Annotated in this window: 14 protein-coding genes and 1 tRNA gene; 9 read left to right on the plus strand and 6 right to left on the minus strand. The window is 35.1% G+C overall.

Annotation, left to right across the window (positions count from 1 at the left end; all coding sequences use genetic code 11):
• Window positions 1–448 precede the first annotated feature (448 nt).
• Entirely contained in the window at window positions 449–1,315 is an 867-nt protein-coding gene (locus VB248_RS22420) for an aldose 1-epimerase family protein (protein ID WP_323299082.1), read from the plus strand.
• Window positions 1,316–1,479: 164 nt separating this feature from the next.
• Window positions 1,480–3,753, plus strand: a complete 2,274-nt coding sequence (locus VB248_RS22425; protein ID WP_323299083.1) for an NADP-dependent malic enzyme — start codon at window positions 1,480–1,482, stop codon at window positions 3,751–3,753.
• Window positions 3,754–3,951: 198 nt separating this feature from the next.
• Here the strand turns inward: VB248_RS22425 and VB248_RS22430 are convergent, their stop codons facing one another.
• Window positions 3,952–4,125, minus strand: coding sequence for a hypothetical protein (locus VB248_RS22430; protein ID WP_323299084.1), 174 nt, complete (start codon window positions 4,123–4,125; stop codon window positions 3,952–3,954).
• Window positions 4,126–4,174: 49 nt separating this feature from the next.
• Window positions 4,175–4,351 (minus strand): hypothetical protein, encoded by a 177-nt coding sequence (locus tag VB248_RS22435; protein ID WP_323299085.1) that lies wholly within the window; start codon window positions 4,349–4,351, stop codon window positions 4,175–4,177.
• Window positions 4,352–4,602: 251 nt separating this feature from the next.
• Here VB248_RS22435 and VB248_RS22440 point away from each other — a divergent pair, with 251 nt between their 5' ends.
• On the plus strand, window positions 4,603–4,836 hold the full coding sequence (locus VB248_RS22440) for a hypothetical protein (RefSeq protein WP_323299086.1): 234 nt from the start codon (window positions 4,603–4,605) through the stop codon (window positions 4,834–4,836).
• A gap of 51 nt (window positions 4,837–4,887) precedes the next feature.
• Here the strand turns inward: VB248_RS22440 and VB248_RS22445 are convergent, their stop codons facing one another.
• Window positions 4,888–5,634 (minus strand): hypothetical protein, encoded by a 747-nt coding sequence (locus VB248_RS22445; protein ID WP_323299087.1) that lies wholly within the window; start codon window positions 5,632–5,634, stop codon window positions 4,888–4,890.
• A 345-nt stretch (window positions 5,635–5,979) separates the two neighbouring features.
• Between VB248_RS22445 and VB248_RS22450 the strand changes: the two genes are divergently transcribed.
• The 3 genes from VB248_RS22450 (at window position 5,980) to VB248_RS22460 (ending at window position 7,651) form a co-directional block, all read left to right on the plus strand.
• The gene (locus tag VB248_RS22450; protein ID WP_323299088.1) at window positions 5,980–6,837 is read left to right on the plus strand and encodes a hypothetical protein; all 858 of its coding nucleotides are present in this window, start codon (window positions 5,980–5,982) and stop codon (window positions 6,835–6,837) included.
• Window positions 6,828–6,924 (plus strand) — tRNA-OTHER (locus VB248_RS22455). The genes VB248_RS22450 and VB248_RS22455 overlap by 10 nt, the downstream gene beginning before the upstream one ends.
• Before the next feature lie 100 nt (window positions 6,925–7,024).
• Window positions 7,025–7,651, plus strand: coding sequence for a hypothetical protein (locus tag VB248_RS22460; RefSeq protein WP_323299089.1), 627 nt, complete (start codon window positions 7,025–7,027; stop codon window positions 7,649–7,651).
• Between the two features lie 197 nt (window positions 7,652–7,848).
• Here VB248_RS22460 and VB248_RS22465 read toward each other — a convergent pair whose 3' ends face one another.
• On the minus strand, window positions 7,849–8,859 hold the full coding sequence (locus tag VB248_RS22465; RefSeq protein WP_323299090.1) for a helix-turn-helix transcriptional regulator: 1,011 nt from the start codon (window positions 8,857–8,859) through the stop codon (window positions 7,849–7,851).
• Window positions 8,860–9,142: 283 nt separating this feature from the next.
• On the opposite strand from VB248_RS22465, the gene VB248_RS22470 reads away from it, so the two are divergent.
• From VB248_RS22470 to VB248_RS22480, 3 genes are all read left to right on the plus strand, one after another.
• Window positions 9,143–10,657 (plus strand): TROVE domain-containing protein, encoded by a 1,515-nt coding sequence (locus tag VB248_RS22470; protein ID WP_323299091.1) that lies wholly within the window; start codon window positions 9,143–9,145, stop codon window positions 10,655–10,657.
• 421 nt (window positions 10,658–11,078) lie between these two features.
• Window positions 11,079–12,617 carry an RtcB family protein gene (locus VB248_RS22475; RefSeq protein ID WP_323299092.1) on the plus strand — a complete coding sequence of 513 codons (1,539 nt, stop codon included), beginning with the start codon at window positions 11,079–11,081 and terminating at the stop codon, window positions 12,615–12,617.
• Between the two features lie 93 nt (window positions 12,618–12,710).
• Complete coding sequence (locus tag VB248_RS22480; protein WP_323299093.1) at window positions 12,711–13,118, plus strand: hypothetical protein; 408 nt, start codon at window positions 12,711–12,713, stop codon at window positions 13,116–13,118.
• Window positions 13,119–13,306: 188 nt separating this feature from the next.
• On the opposite strand, the gene VB248_RS22485 is transcribed toward VB248_RS22480, so the two are convergent.
• A complete protein-coding gene (locus VB248_RS22485) occupies window positions 13,307–14,434 on the minus strand; it encodes a helix-turn-helix domain-containing protein (protein ID WP_323299094.1) in 1,128 nt (375 codons plus the stop codon).
• A 72-nt stretch (window positions 14,435–14,506) separates the two neighbouring features.
• Window positions 14,507–14,944 (minus strand): DoxX family protein, encoded by a 438-nt coding sequence (locus tag VB248_RS22490; RefSeq protein ID WP_323299095.1) that lies wholly within the window; start codon window positions 14,942–14,944, stop codon window positions 14,507–14,509.
• Window positions 14,945–15,079: the final 135 nt, after the last annotated feature.

Here is a 15,079-nt window from a genome sequence, read left to right on the forward strand (position 1 = left end):
AACGACTCACTGAAAATACGACTTTGACGAATCTCGTATTTTGTACTTTTTCCAGTTTTTGATTTTGAATTTGCCATTATTTGTTGCCTTTTGAAGGCAACCTATTTTAGGCAAGGACAAGTTTTTTGAGTACTGAGTTTTGAGTTTTTGAATGAAGAGTTTTTTGAAAAATCGTAGCGGCAATCCCTTGCGGTTGCCGTTGGTATTATAAAGATTCTCTGATGCGTCAACCCAAATGGATTTCCGTTATAAAAATCCTTAAATTTGACAACTGTGAATGACTATTATTCGGTGTAAAATTCTTAGAATCGGCAACCGCAAGGGATTGCTGCTACGGGAAATTTTAATTAATGAACTTTTAAAAATACTGATTGCCAATAGCTAATCATTAAACATTTGGAATGTTATTCACCACAAAAATCTAACTAACACAAAATACATAAACATTATGCAAATTATTGAAAATCAATTTCTAAAAGCGACAATCAATCCACTTGGGGCTGAGTTGGTGAGTCTTTTCAACAAAGAAAATAATACAGAATATATTTGGAATGCCGACCCTGCTTTTTGGGGAAAAAGCTCGCCTGTACTTTTTCCAATCATTGGAGCTTTGAAGAATAATCAGTATTTCTATCAAGGAAAAACTTATACACTCCCTCGACATGGTTTTGCTCGTGAAAGAGTATTTTCAGTAGAAAGTCAGACAGAATCAAGTATTATTTTTTTGTTAAAACAAGATGAAGAAAGTTTAAAGGTATATCCTTTCGATTTTGAGTTTCGTTTGATTTATACTTTGCTTGAAAAAACACTTTCAGTATCATATTCTGTGAAAAATACGGGAAATAATGAAATGTATTTTTCAGTAGGCGGGCATCCAGCTTTTGCTGTACCACTTTCTGAAAATTCGGTTTATGACGATTATTATTTGGAATTTAATCAAACCGAAGATTTTCCCCGTTGGGAATTGGCAGATGGCGGTTTAATCAAAAAAGAAGCCACAGCTTTTATAGAAAACACCAATCGCTTGCCTTTGACCAAAGAATTATTTTACCAAGATGCCCTCGTTTTCAAGCATTTACAATCAACATCAGTAGTTTTAAAAGCCGATAATAGCGAAGCGAAACTTACCTTTGATTTTCAAGGATTCCCATTTTTAGGAATTTGGGCAGCAAAAAATGCTAATTTCGTTTGTATGGAACCTTGGTGTGGCATTGCAGATAGTGAAATCCATGAGCAAGATTTTACAAAAAAAGAAGGTATTGAAATTATTCAACCAGACCAAATATTCTTGCGTACTTGGTCGGTATCAGTTTAAGAAAATTTTATTTTGAAATATTTCGACGATGGTTTTTCTAATCGAAGAACCATCTTTATTTTTTCGTCGGGTCTCAATACTCAACGATTTCCTTAGCTTATCAAATACTCGTAGCGTATTTTTGCTTACAGTTTTGAAAACAAACCATTATTGTACCAATCATTATGAGTCAATTCTCGATTAGAAAACAAGATGCTTTAGATTATCACTCTAAAGGTCGTCCGGGCAAAATTGCCGTTGTCCCCACCAAAGAAACCGAAACTCAAAGAGACCTTTCTTTAGCTTATTCTCCGGGTGTTGCAGAGCCTTGTTTAGCGATTGCCGCCAACCGTGAAGATGTTTATAAATATACAGCAAAAGGGAATTTAGTAGCTGTAATTTCAAACGGAACAGCCGTGTTAGGACTCGGAAATATTGGGGCAGAAGCTTCAAAGCCTGTGATGGAAGGGAAAGGCGTTTTGTTTAAAATTTTTGCGGATATTGATGTTTTTGATATTGAATTAAACACCGAAGACCCCGAAGAAATTATCCGTACTGTAAAAATCTTAGAACCAACTTTTGGTGGCGTAAACCTCGAAGATATTAAATCGCCAGAGTGTTTCGAGATTGAAGAAAGATTAAGAAAAGACCTTAATATTCCTATCATGCACGACGACCAACACGGTACTGCCATCATTTCGGCAGCCGCTTTGTTGAACGCTTTGGAATTGGTAGGCAAACGCATCGAAGAATGTAAAATTACTATTTCGGGTGCTGGTGCTGCCGCTCTTTCTTGTGCCAAATTGTACTTAGGTTTAGGTGCGAAAGTAGAAAATGTATTGATGTTCGATAAAGACGGTTTGGTATCGAAACAAAGAACAGATTTGAATAAGTACGTTCAACCTTTTGCTACCGACCGCACAGATATTCACAACCTCAAAGAAGCGATGGTTGGGGCGGATGTATTTTTAGGTTTATCGGTTGGTAATATCGTTTCACAAGAAATGATTAAGTCGATGGCGAAAGATGCTATCGTTTTTGCGATGGCAAACCCAACGCCTGAAATTTCGTATGAAGATGCCGTAGCCGCTCGTGAAGATATTATTATGGCGACAGGTCGCTCGGATTATCCCAACCAAGTAAATAACGTATTGGGTTTCCCCTACATTTTCAGAGGAGCGTTGGACGTGCGTGCTACCGAAATCGACGAAACCATGAAACTGGCAGCCGCAAAAGCTTTGGCAGAATTAGCGAAGAAACCAGTGCCAGACATCGTAAACTTGGCTTATAACGAAAAGAACCTTTCTTTCGGAAGAAATTATATTATTCCAAAACCTGTTGACCCACGTTTAATTACTACCGTAGCTCCAGCAGTGGCACGTGCGGCAATGGAAGCAGGTTTGGCACAAAAACCTATTACCGATTGGGATGCTTACGAATTGGAACTAAGCAAACGTTTGGGCTTGGATAATCAATTGATGAAGTACATTTTCAATCGTGCAAAACGTGCTCCGAAACGTGTAGTTTTTGCCGATGCCGAGAATTTGAAAGTATTGAAATCTGTTCAGCAATCGAAAGACGAAGGTATTTGTATTCCGATTTTGTTGGGTGATAAAAATAAAATCAGAAGAATTATCGAAGAAAATAATCTTGAATTGAACGAAGTACAAATCATTGATACTCGTGCGGCTGAAAACCTTGAACGTTTGAAAGAATACGGTGATATTTTCTTCAACAAAAGAAAACGCAAAGGTTACAATCAGTACGAAGCCCACAAACAAATGCAAGTACGCAGTTACTTCGCTTCGATGATGGTAGAAACGGGCGATGCCGACTGTGTGATTTCTGGTCTTACTCGTAATTATCCAGATGCTATTCGTCCAGCTTTACAGATTATTGGTCGTGAAGATGGCGTGAAGAAAGTAGCGGGTATGTACATTTTATTGACGAAAAAAGGCCCAGTATTTTTCTCAGATACAACCGTGAATTTCAATCCTACCGTTGAAGACATTGTTGAAATTACAGAATTAACCGCCAAAGCCGTTGAACGTTTCAACTTGAAACCAAGAATTGCTTTATTGACCTACTCAAATTTTGGTACTGCCAATGGAGAAGATGCCGTAAAAATGCGTGAAGCGACGGCTATTTTACAGAAAAAGCATCCAGAAATGATTGTAGAAGGTGAAATGCAAGCACACTTAGCCTTTGATAATGAGTTGATTAAAGAAAATTATCCATTCTCGAAGTTTGCCGAAGAAGGAGCAAATACCTTAATTTTCCCTAATCTTTCTGCTGCCAACATTGCCTATAACTTATTGAAAGAAACCAGTGATATTGAGTACATCGGGCCAATCCTTTTAGGATTACGTAAACCTGTACACGTATTACAATTAGGTTCATCAGTACGTGAAATTGTAAACATGGTAGCCATTGCCGTGGTAGAAGCACAAGGGAAATAAGTATCAATTTTTAAGGAACATACTTATTAAAATAGAAAAGGGTCGGGATTAATTCCGACCTTTTTCTATTTTAATTTAACTTAAAAAACAACTCATGGCATGACTTTAAGTCATACCATGAGTAAAATTCGACCTATTAAATTAAAAATCCTGATAATAAAGTCAAAAATAGTATAGTAAGTAACTAATTATCGAAGACTATTTTTGTTTTTTGATTTTAGTAGTGATTGCAAAAAAAATAATTACAATAGAGAATCCAATTAAAGCTGGAATTTGTAATAGTTCATCCAAACTGAATTTATTGTTTTTATATCCTAAGTATATTAAAAATGCAATATTGATGATGCCTAAAAAAGCCAATCTTGTTTTCATAGTATTTGTTTTGAGATTTTTAAATTGTCAACCAAAAGAGAGTAAAAGTCTATACTTTATCTTCTATTTTTTTCTTTAGAACATAGTATTCAATGACGATGGCAATACCAAAGAAAGTCCAGAAAGGAATGATTACTGTTTTATTTTCTTCAAAAATCCACAGATAGCCCAAGTAGCAATTAAGAGCAAAAATTGTTAATAGCATCAATAGTATTATGTTTTTCATAGGTAATTAGTTTAGTGTTATTTTCTTGTGTCAAGAGTCAATTATCTTGATTTTCGTTACTCTTTCAAATATAAAAGATTGTTTTGAAATTATTCTTTCTCAGACAACAAGCCCACAAATTTTCTATACAGACGCTTATATTTTGGCTATGACACAGCTTTTAGTTTGATAATAGTATTCATTTACTTATCTCTTAGCTACTTTAAATTAACGTCTTTGTATTAAAAGAGTTTATGATAAAAAAACAACAGATGGCATGGCTTCAAGTCATGCTATCTGTAAAAATCTCTCAATCAGGAAGCAAAATCCCTCAATCAGGAAGTAAAATCCCTCAATCAGGATGTAAAATCTCTCAGTCAGGAAGTAAAATCTCTCAGTCGGGAAGCAAAATCCCTCAGTCGGGAAGCAAAATCTCTACGTTAGGAAGTGAAATCCCTCAGTCAGGAAGCAAAATCTCTCAATCAAGAAGCAAAATCCCTCAGTAGGGTTACTCCATCTCTCTAATTACCCCCGACATCCTAAAGATTAGAAGCTACCTATTTTTTCTTGAAATCCTTAATACTTACTCCAGTTACTTGTTTATATTCTTGACTACTTGCTCCGAAGGCTGCTTTTATATACTTTTTAATATCTAAACTTATATTGTATAAACTCGTTCCTTCTCCATATAAAACCCTATCTCTCAATAGTCTTGCATTACTGAGTGCCGTGTAAGCAGTCGAAACCTGTTCATTGGCACTATTTTGTTGACTGATTAAATTTTTTAGCGTACTTACTTTTAATTCTCCTTCATTAGGCTGATAACTTGGCTCACTTTCTAACAAAGCAACCAAAGCTTTTAAATGTTCAACTTGTTGGTTAAAAGAGGTTTGTGAAGATGAAATGGTTTTAGGTTCTTCGGCATTCACACCCTCAACCGTACTGTTTGTTTCTTTTACAGCACTGGCTCTTTTTCCTTGCAATTTTCGATTAAAGCCTTTTACATCCTTCTTAGTAGCATCGGGGGCATCGGTCATTTCAAAAGCATTAATCAGTCGAGTCGATAAGGTTCTATTATCCTTAAACAACAAAGCTCTTTCATTGATAGCGATATTATAGGCTGTGGTTTGCCTAATAATTTCATCAATTGCCTCCTTTGCTTGGAGGTAGGTACTTTCTAATGAAGGAATTTGGATAGACAATTTGCTGGGTTGGTATTGCGTGCCGAAACCTTTGCAAAAATTAATGAGGTCGAAGAAGTTTTTCACGTTTACAGCGTGTCCTGTTTCTGATGTTGTAGCCATTTTTTTGAATTTTAGAAAAGTGAGAAATTAATAATAAAGTAGCTTAGAGCAATCAGCTTAGAGTTTTATAAAAGCATTCATCTGCCTATCTCTCAGCTACTTAAAATTAATATTTTTTCAAATTGAACCGACAAAGCCAAGCGTATTTTTATTATACGGTAAACTTTTTCTAAAAAAGCAGGAGAAAGTAAGTGGTTAATTAGGCTTTAGAGGAAAATGTTAAAAAATAGGGATGAGTTTGCTGATAAAAAATAAAGTGGTACTTTAGGAAAATAGAAAATAATAGGTTTAACAATATAGAATTACGACATCACTTTCGCATATTAGCGAGTTAGAGGCAATAAAATGAAAACAAGACAGCTAAAGATATTATTAAAAGAATTATCAGAACTCAATAACTCTTTCACACATTATTTCTTTGTGTGGACACAATTTTCATTAGGTTACAGTCAGGTTATTGTTGATAACAATAATAAATTGACATCTGATATTTTTAAAGAAAATAGTTTTTCTAAAAAGCATAATATTGAATTATCTAACCTAAGTGTCGAACATACCAAAACGAATGAAACACTTTTAAATGGTATTTTCACTCTAATCTATTCATCGTTTGAAAATTATCTAACTGAGATTTATTGGGTAACTAAAAAAATTGACAACTCGCTTTCGGAACTGAATGAAGGAAAATTCGAAAATGATGATGTCCTTGTTTTAAAAGTATTAAATAGACTTAAAATTAATCAAGAAAACCTTGAAGAAAGACACATACTGACTTTAGACTATATAAGACTTAAAAGAAATCGACTCATTCATCAAAGTTCTTCTAATATTAGTCGTTCATTAAGAGAAATTATCAATAAAAATGGGACAGAGTTAAATACTTTTTGGAATGATATTTTGCCAAAACAATTACAAGGGTTAGATTTCTCTGACAACAACAATGCTAATCAAATCACATATAATATTCTAATTGACACTTTAAATATCTTTCGTGTAATTTCAATATATATTGACAATATAATATTGAAAAGCTTTAGCCAGTCGGAATTCCTTGCCAAGGAAGTATTTACTGAGTTTAAGAGAATTAATGGATATAAAAATTTTAGTTTGACAGATGAAAGGAACATAAGAAAGTTTTTAGGATTTTGTAAGATTGAATACAGTTTTGAACCAAATGAGTATGATTTTCAAGAGATGGTATAGCTTAAATGGTTAAAGCATTCCCTTGGAAAGAGCCTCAATTAGGACTTTTTCCAAGGAACGATGTTGGTTCGAACCCAGCTACCATTACTAAATGTACTGCTCAAATTAGTCTTAGGTTATAGGTTATTTCCTTCATCCCAGAAAGAGCGTCAGACTCTTTCTGGGATGTAGATTAAATAATAAAAATATGGAATATAGAAGAACAGAAGTTTACAATTTTTTTCTCGTTTTAGAGCAATATGCGTTAGGAGACTTGAGGCTATTACATCAGTTGGCTGAAGAGGCTGAGGTAAAAGATGCTGAGACCGAAGAGGAGAATTCAAATTTTCTACCGACAACAATGTATCCGTATGGTTTCGAGTTTAACTTTGGGAAACCCGTTAATTGCAGAGCAACAATACCTTTTGCACTCATGATATTCTCATGTATGGACATTTTGGGTTTTGTTGTACGAGGTGGTAACCATAAAGCAACGAAAAAGAATATTGAAGAATTTTATAAGTTCATATCACCACCACCGTCACAAGATGAACTTGATTGTTTGGTAAACCTGTTTAGACATGGACTCGCTCATAATTATTTCCCTAAGCTTGGACAATCAATATCATATCATTCAAAAAATCCTTCAACATTATTTTTCTCGGATAGCTTGGGAAATTGTTTGAATGTAAACTTACTGGAAGAACATTTTATGGAAGGTTTCAGAAATATAAAAGCAAATGAAAGTTTATATTCAACGATGGAAGCAAATTTTGTACAACTGAATAACCATTATATTACAAGTGAAAGGTGTAACTTACTTGCTTCCCGATAATACTCCCCTTAGTGGTCTAATTTCGCCGTTGTTGGTGTTTGTTCACCAACAACACGTGCAACTATATCCTAAAGTTAGTTTGGGAATAATACAAAAAGTACTACAAAATTTAGCGAAACTTTTCAATACAACTCATGGCATGACTCTTAGTCATGCCATGAGTAAAAGGTTGGGATTAATTCCGACCCTATTTTAAATTATTTATACTGCTCACTCGCCCTTTCTAATCTTTTCTGCATAGTTTTTCTTAAAATGGCAGGTTCTAATACTTCCAAGCCTTCCCCAAAACCGAGTAATTCTTTTTCAAGCTCAAAGTTTAACTGAACTTTTATTTCAATAATAATTCCCGTATTGCTTCTTTCTACTACTTGTTGTGAATGGTGCAAAGGTTTAGTTTCTATGTAAGGGGCATGCAAACTACTGACTCTGATTCTTACTTTGCTTGCTCGCACATTATGGCTTACCGTTGCACCTATCACATGATAATAATACAATTCTGGGCTATATTTTAGGTTTTCGATGTATGGAGTATCTGCATCAATTTTCAAATCTAAGATTCTGTCTAATGCCAAAGTGGTAATTACATCATGTTTATGTCGTACTCCTACGGCAAACCATCTGTTTTTAAATTCTTTGAGCCACCAAACATGAAAGTAAAACTGACGTGCCTGTTGAGCTTTGAATGACCGATAATTCAGATATATCGCTTTTTTTTGAAGGATAGATTGGTAAATATCATCCAAGTATTCAAGTCCTTTCAGGTTTTCGTTTTTCTCGAAATCAATGACTGAATTACGTTTTTCTTTATTACTGTAAATATGTTCTTCTAATTTATTGATTACTTCACTGAGTTGGTTGAAGTGTGAAAACCCTTTGAATTGCTTCAACATATCAAGTGCCTCGTTCATTCTGGAAACGTCTGCACTGGTCAAAGGCGTTTTTGTAATACTAAAATTGGGGTCTTCATAGGTATAATATTTTTTGTCGATGACAATAATCGGAGCTTCATAACCCAATTTTTCACTTCTCATCATTTGTATATCAGCCTGAATACTTCTTTTACTGATGCCTTTACGGATTCCTTCATATTCATAAAGAGCCTCCGAAACACTTTCTATCAAGTCTTCCAAAGTCCATTTTCTGTGACGGTTCTGTAAACAAGTATCAATGGTTTTATAGCGAATCAGGGCATTTCTATTAGCAGGCATATCGAATTAGTTATGAATTATGAGTTTTGAATTATGTTGTACGAAAGATTTAATTAATTCGGATTTGTGATTTCTGATTTCGGGAAATAGGATAAAGTAGTTTAAAAAAATGTTTTTTATAAAGCTGAAATCCGAAATCAATAATTTGACAACCTTTTGTACAGGATTAGTTTTGAGTTTTTAAAATATTTCACTAAAAATAGAAAATAATTTTTGCTACGCAAAAAGACTGCGTTGTGGGCTTGCAACTTTGTAGTGTCAACAATGAAAACAGCTTATAACGATGAAATTTAATTGGTTTAAAGATGCTCTTACCCTTTCTAAAAATTATGAAGGTGCGAAAGCTTACAGAATTACTCCTGAAATGGAATTGTATTCGGCTTCTGTAACAAGTATAATTGAGGCTACCTATTATGAAGATGAAAATCGCAGACAAAAAAGAATTCAGGAATTGATGAAAAAAGTAAGTCCTGAGTTTGTAGCCAAACTTGCTGTTTATGTGCGTTTACAAATGCACTTGAGAACAGTACCTGTTTTACTGTCTGTCGAATTAGCAAAAGTTAGTCAAGGAAATAGCTTGGTTAGAAAAACGATTGAAAAAATTGTAGTCAGACCAGATGAAATAGTAGAAGTATTGGCATACTATCAAAAAAGTAATGCTCGTACTGGCACAAAGCAACTCAATAAATTATCAAAACAAATTCAAAAGGGCTTATCAGGTGCTTTTAATAATTTTGATGAATACCAGTTTGCTAAGTACAATCAGTCAAACGGGATTAAACTGAAAGATGCTTTGTTTTTGGTACACCCAAAGCCAAAAAGTATTGAACAACAGTTACTTTTTGATAAAATTGCCAAGAATACTTTGGCTGTTCCTTATACTTGGGAAACAGAACTTTCGGCTTTAGGACAAAAACATTTCAATACTAACAAAGAAAAGAAAACTGCTTTTAAAGAAAAATGGCAAGAACTTATTGAAAGTGAGAAGATTGGCTACATGGCTATGTTGAGAAACCTAAGAAATATTTTAGAAGCCAACGTAGAAGAAGTATATCTTCAAAAGGCTCTCGGCTATTTATCAAATCCAAAAGCTGTTGCTAATTCCAAACAGTTACCGTTTAGGTTTTTAGCTGCTTATCGTGAATTGTCGCAAGTAAAACATGGAAATGTTTCATTAGTATTGAATACTTTAGAAGAAGCCATCAAACACAGTACAAGTAGTTTGTCAGGTTTTGGAAATGAAGTAAAAGTGGTGATTGCTTGTGATGTTTCGGGGTCGATGCAGCAAAATATTTCTCCTAAAAGTAAGGTTAGGTTTTATGATATAGGCTTGCTTTTGGGAATGATTTTACAAGCTAAATGTAAAAACGTTGTGACGGGTATTTTTGGAGACACTTGGAAAGTAGTTCAGCTTCCTTCACAAGGAATATTAGCTAATGTTGATGCTTTTTACCGCAGAGAAGGTGAAGTGGGTTACGCAACAAATGGACACTTGGTAATTCAAGATTTAATTAGCCGTAAATATCAAGCAGATAAAGTAATGATATTTACAGATATGCAATTATGGGATACACAAGGCGAGAACACGCTATCAAACTGTTGGAGACTTTATAAAAAGATAGCACCCAATGCAAAATTGTATCTGTTTGATTTAACAGGATATGGACAAATGCCTGTCAATACGCCACAAGAAGATGTATTCTTGATAGCAGGTTGGTCTGAAAAGATTTTTGATGTTCTCGAAGCACTTGAATCACAAAAATCTGTCTTAGAAACAATTCATAAAATAGAACTTTAAAGACTTTACAGGATGCCGTAGAATACCGAGTTACTTTGTAGCAATCAATAGGGGAGGAATGGCGAGATTGAGAAATTCAATGAGGTCTTCTTGGTTCGACTCCAGCAATGCAATGCCCCGCACTTGGTATCAATTTTTGCTCCTGTAAAATGAGTGTCGTTAGTCAAATGTTACTTCGTGGTAAAAGCGTTAGGCTTTGGGTTCGAGTCCCAGTTTAATAAAACATTTGATGCCTGTTACCTCAAAGAAATGAGTGCCGTAGAAAAGAGATGCTTCGGGGCGGTTGGGTCGTGGGTTCGAGTCCCACTTACTTTATACAAGTAGTAGCTCAGTTGGTAGAGCAAATCTTTCTCTTTTCGTTTTTTGCCTTATAAATATCTCTACACCTATTTTAATTAATGATTCAAACTTTAACTAAACAATGAACATTTTACAAGAAGAAACCATCGTCCAAGAAGAACTAAAAGCTTTGGGCGTGGAAACGGAGGAGGCTTTAGCCAAATTTTTAAGAGTAGCCAATGGTTTAATTAGTCGTGGGGTTTATCCCAAAAATCAGGTGCTATTGATGTTTGCCCAAATGATAGATTCCCCGAAAAAGTACGCTTTTTCTAAAAATAAATTAACAAACCTTGCCATATACACGAAGCATTTAAAAGAAATAGGTCAAGAAATCATCTTGTCGGACTACGGAAGAGCTTTGGTAGAAGCCGAAAAAGCCAAACCTGTTTTTGAAATTAAAAAAGTGGGTCGTCAGGCTGATGTGGATGTAGATTTACGAGAAGAAGCTTTAACGTATAAAATTTACGGGGCGAGTCAAATCGAACAAGGAGCTTTAGACCAAATGCAAACTGCCATGAAATTACCCATTTCGGTAGCAGGAGCGTTGATGCCTGATGCTCATCAAGGCTATGGATTGCCTATTGGTGGCGTATTGGCGACAACCGCCAACACGATTATTCCTTATGCCGTTGGGGTAGATATTGCTTGCCGAATGTGTATGAGTATTTTCGATTTGCCTGCCAATATGATTCAAAAAGAAGATAAATTGTTGGAAAAAGTACTAACAGAAAATACTTTTTTCGGAATGGGAGCGGAGTCTGGGAAGAAATTTGATGATTCACTATTCGACCGTTCGGAATGGGGAGCGATAAAAATTACCCGTGATTTGAAAGACAAAGCTTACCGTCAATTGGGTACTTCTGGCACAGGAAATCATTTTGTGGAATGGGGCGTTTTAGAAATTTTGGCAGAAGACGATTTAATGAATCTGCCTAAAGGTTCATACTTAACTTTACTTTCACATTCGGGTTCAAGGGGTTTGGGAGGAAATATTGCGAATCATTATTCAAAAATTGCCATGAACAAAACTCGCTTACCCAAAGAAGCCAAACATTTGGCTTGGTTGGATATGAATACCGACGAAGGACAAGAATACTGGTTGGCAATGAATTTAGCAGGTGATTATGCCTCGGCGAATCATCATGAAATTCATCATAAAATTGCCAGAGCGATGAATCAAAATCCTTTGAAACGCATTGAAAACCATCATAATTTTGCTTGGAAAGAACAATTGGCAGATGGCACAGAAATCATGGTGCATAGAAAAGGAGCAACGCCTGCAGGAGCGAATGATTTAGGGATTATTCCTGCTTCGATGACTCAGCCGGGTTTTGTGATTCGTGGAAAAGGGATTGATGAAGGCATTAATTCAGCCTCGCACGGAGCAGGACGGAGGATGTCGAGAACTAAAGCTTTGGGAATGATTACCAAAAGTGATTTAAAAAATGCCCTTGAAAAAGCAGGCGTACAATTGATTGGGGCAGATTTAGACGAAGCCCCACAAGCCTACAAAGACATCAATAAAGTAATGGCTTCGCAAGAAGAATTGGTAAAAGTATTAGCCAAATTTTCACCCAAAATCGTAAGAATGGCAGACGGAAGAGAAAAAGCTGAGGATTAATAAAAACGCTTGATAGGATTACTTATCAGGCGTTTTTACTGTTTTTCTACTTGTTTAGGAGGGTAAATCAAATAGCTTAATTCCAAAAATAAAATGATAGAGGTAAACCAATATTTATTACATGATATCCTTAGTCCTTTAGCAGGTGGAGCAGATTTAGATGAATTAAGGAATTTACAATATTTAGATGCCGATAATGAGCAAGAGGTAAAAAAAATATTAAAAGAGTATCTTTATCCGTACTATGAAGAATCGACTGATGCTTATAAAGTAAAGGTTAAAATTAGTTTAGTATTTTACCTAAAAAAAACAAAAATTGATTTTGGAAGACTAATCGAGTCAAATCTATTACCTTTTAATACTCCTTCAGAACCTATTAAGTTGTTTGTTTGGATTTGGGATATATTTTTCCCTAATGAAGAATACTCTTTGATTGCAACGGAAGAAATTGTCGTGAAAAATGACTTGTATGAGTCAATACGATTGAGGAGAAAAAATTGAAAGAAAAGTATCATACTAATCGTAAATTATTTCCTTCGCCTCAAAATGTTAAATAGCGTCAAGCTCGCAAATATAACAGAGTAAATATTCCTTTTGCCTTTATACATTTTTATATTTTCAATAAGCCCTTTCGGGCGGGACGCTCTTGATTGTTTTAGGTCTTAGGAAATCCTAAAACCAGTTTTGTATTAAGTCAAAAACTCTTTCGGTGATTTTCCTGTAAATTTTTTAAAAGAACGATTGAAAGTGGCTTTTGAATTAAATCCGCAGTCGAAGGCAATGCCCAAGAGTGTAATGTTTTTATTTTCTGGTAAAAGAGCCCTTTTCTGAAACTCTTTTACTCGGTATTCATTCACAAAATCATTAAAATTCTTTCCAAAAGCATTGTTCACTACGCCCGAAAGTACTGATACATTGGTTTTTAGGCGACTGGCAATATCCGAAAGTGTAAGTTCTGGCTGTAAATACAGTTGCTCTTCTTGCATCAAATGCAGTATTTTGGTCTTCCATTTACTCAGTTCTTCTTCTTCAAATTTTTCTTTGGGTGGATTTTCTGATACTGCATCTTCCGCCTCTTTAAAAACCAAATCTTTGGTGGGTTGAGCTTGGGCATAACCCGTGATAGAAATATAATAAATCAAAATTACACCGATTAAATTATCCCACCAGTCTTGCTTAAAATCTAATTTAAAATTGCTAATGATGACCAGTTTAATCAACGAAACAGTCCAATCTAAAAGCAATACAAGCAATAAATTCCGAAACCATTTAAAACTAACCGATTCAATATCAGAAAATTGTGTTTTTGTCCATAGCCTATATTGATTGTAGAGCTTGAATGCCCGATACATATAATAGGCAGTCAGAACGATACTTGTCAGCAGTTCCAGATGACCAATGCCCCAAGTGTTATGATAATTTTTCTCGAAGTATTGGACAAAATCTTTCCCCATCGAAAAAATGATAATTCTGTATAGAGTATCAATTAAAAATGGCAAAAAATGGAAAATATCTTTTAATCTAAAACGGAAATCTTTATCAATCTGACTTTTAAAATAAAAATAACAAAGCGGAGGCAAAGCCAGTCCAAAGGTTCTTGGCAGAAAATTGAGTTCTTGCCAGAGGATTTCGATACCCGAAAATCCCAACATATACTCCCAAATATTAAACGCCATACCCACCAAGACCAAACCCAAAAGGTAGTCGGAAAGACGGTTGTTTTGATAGGCTCTTTTCCAAAATAGGAAAGCATAAATCCATGCTTGAATAAAACCAAACCAAAGCGGAACAGAGTAATTTGACCAGTAGATTTGCATCTGGGAAAATGGTTGAATCAGGGTAAATATTGAGAAGTTTAAATGATTAAATGAATTTACGGGTAAAATGTTTTATTTAAACCACTTTTTTGCAATAAAATGGTCGAGTCCGAAAGTGCCAGAACCCATCACGATGGCGTACAGGGCAATCCAAAGGAAGCCCATGGCAGGCAACATTTCCCATACTTCGCCTCCCCATTTTTGAAAGAAAATAGCGACCAACATCGTACACATCACCATAAAACCCGCCAAGCGAGTACATAAACCCAACACTAACAATGCTCCCCCGAATGTTTCGGCAAGTACTGCTGCCCATGCAAAAAAGGCAGGAAAAGGAAAACCAAATTTAGTCACATCTTGAATAAACCAATCTGGACAAGGGAACTTACTTCCGCCAAAATTTACGGCTAAGAAATAACAGCCAATGATGCGTGGCAAAGCCAATAACAAATCAGAGTACCAAGCAGAAGTATAAACAGGAGTGATGATTTTAGAGAATAATGCTTTCATGATTTCGTTTTTTAAAATGAAGTCATCTTGACTTTTTAATTTTCTTAATTGCCATGATAATAAAAGCTATAAAGTTAAATCCCATCCAACTTGAAAGAGTTGTATCAAATCGATTTAACAAAGACCTATAACTAT

This window comes from Arcicella rigui (assembly GCF_034929435.1).
Taxonomy (GTDB): domain Bacteria; phylum Bacteroidota; class Bacteroidia; order Cytophagales; family Spirosomataceae; genus Arcicella; species Arcicella rigui.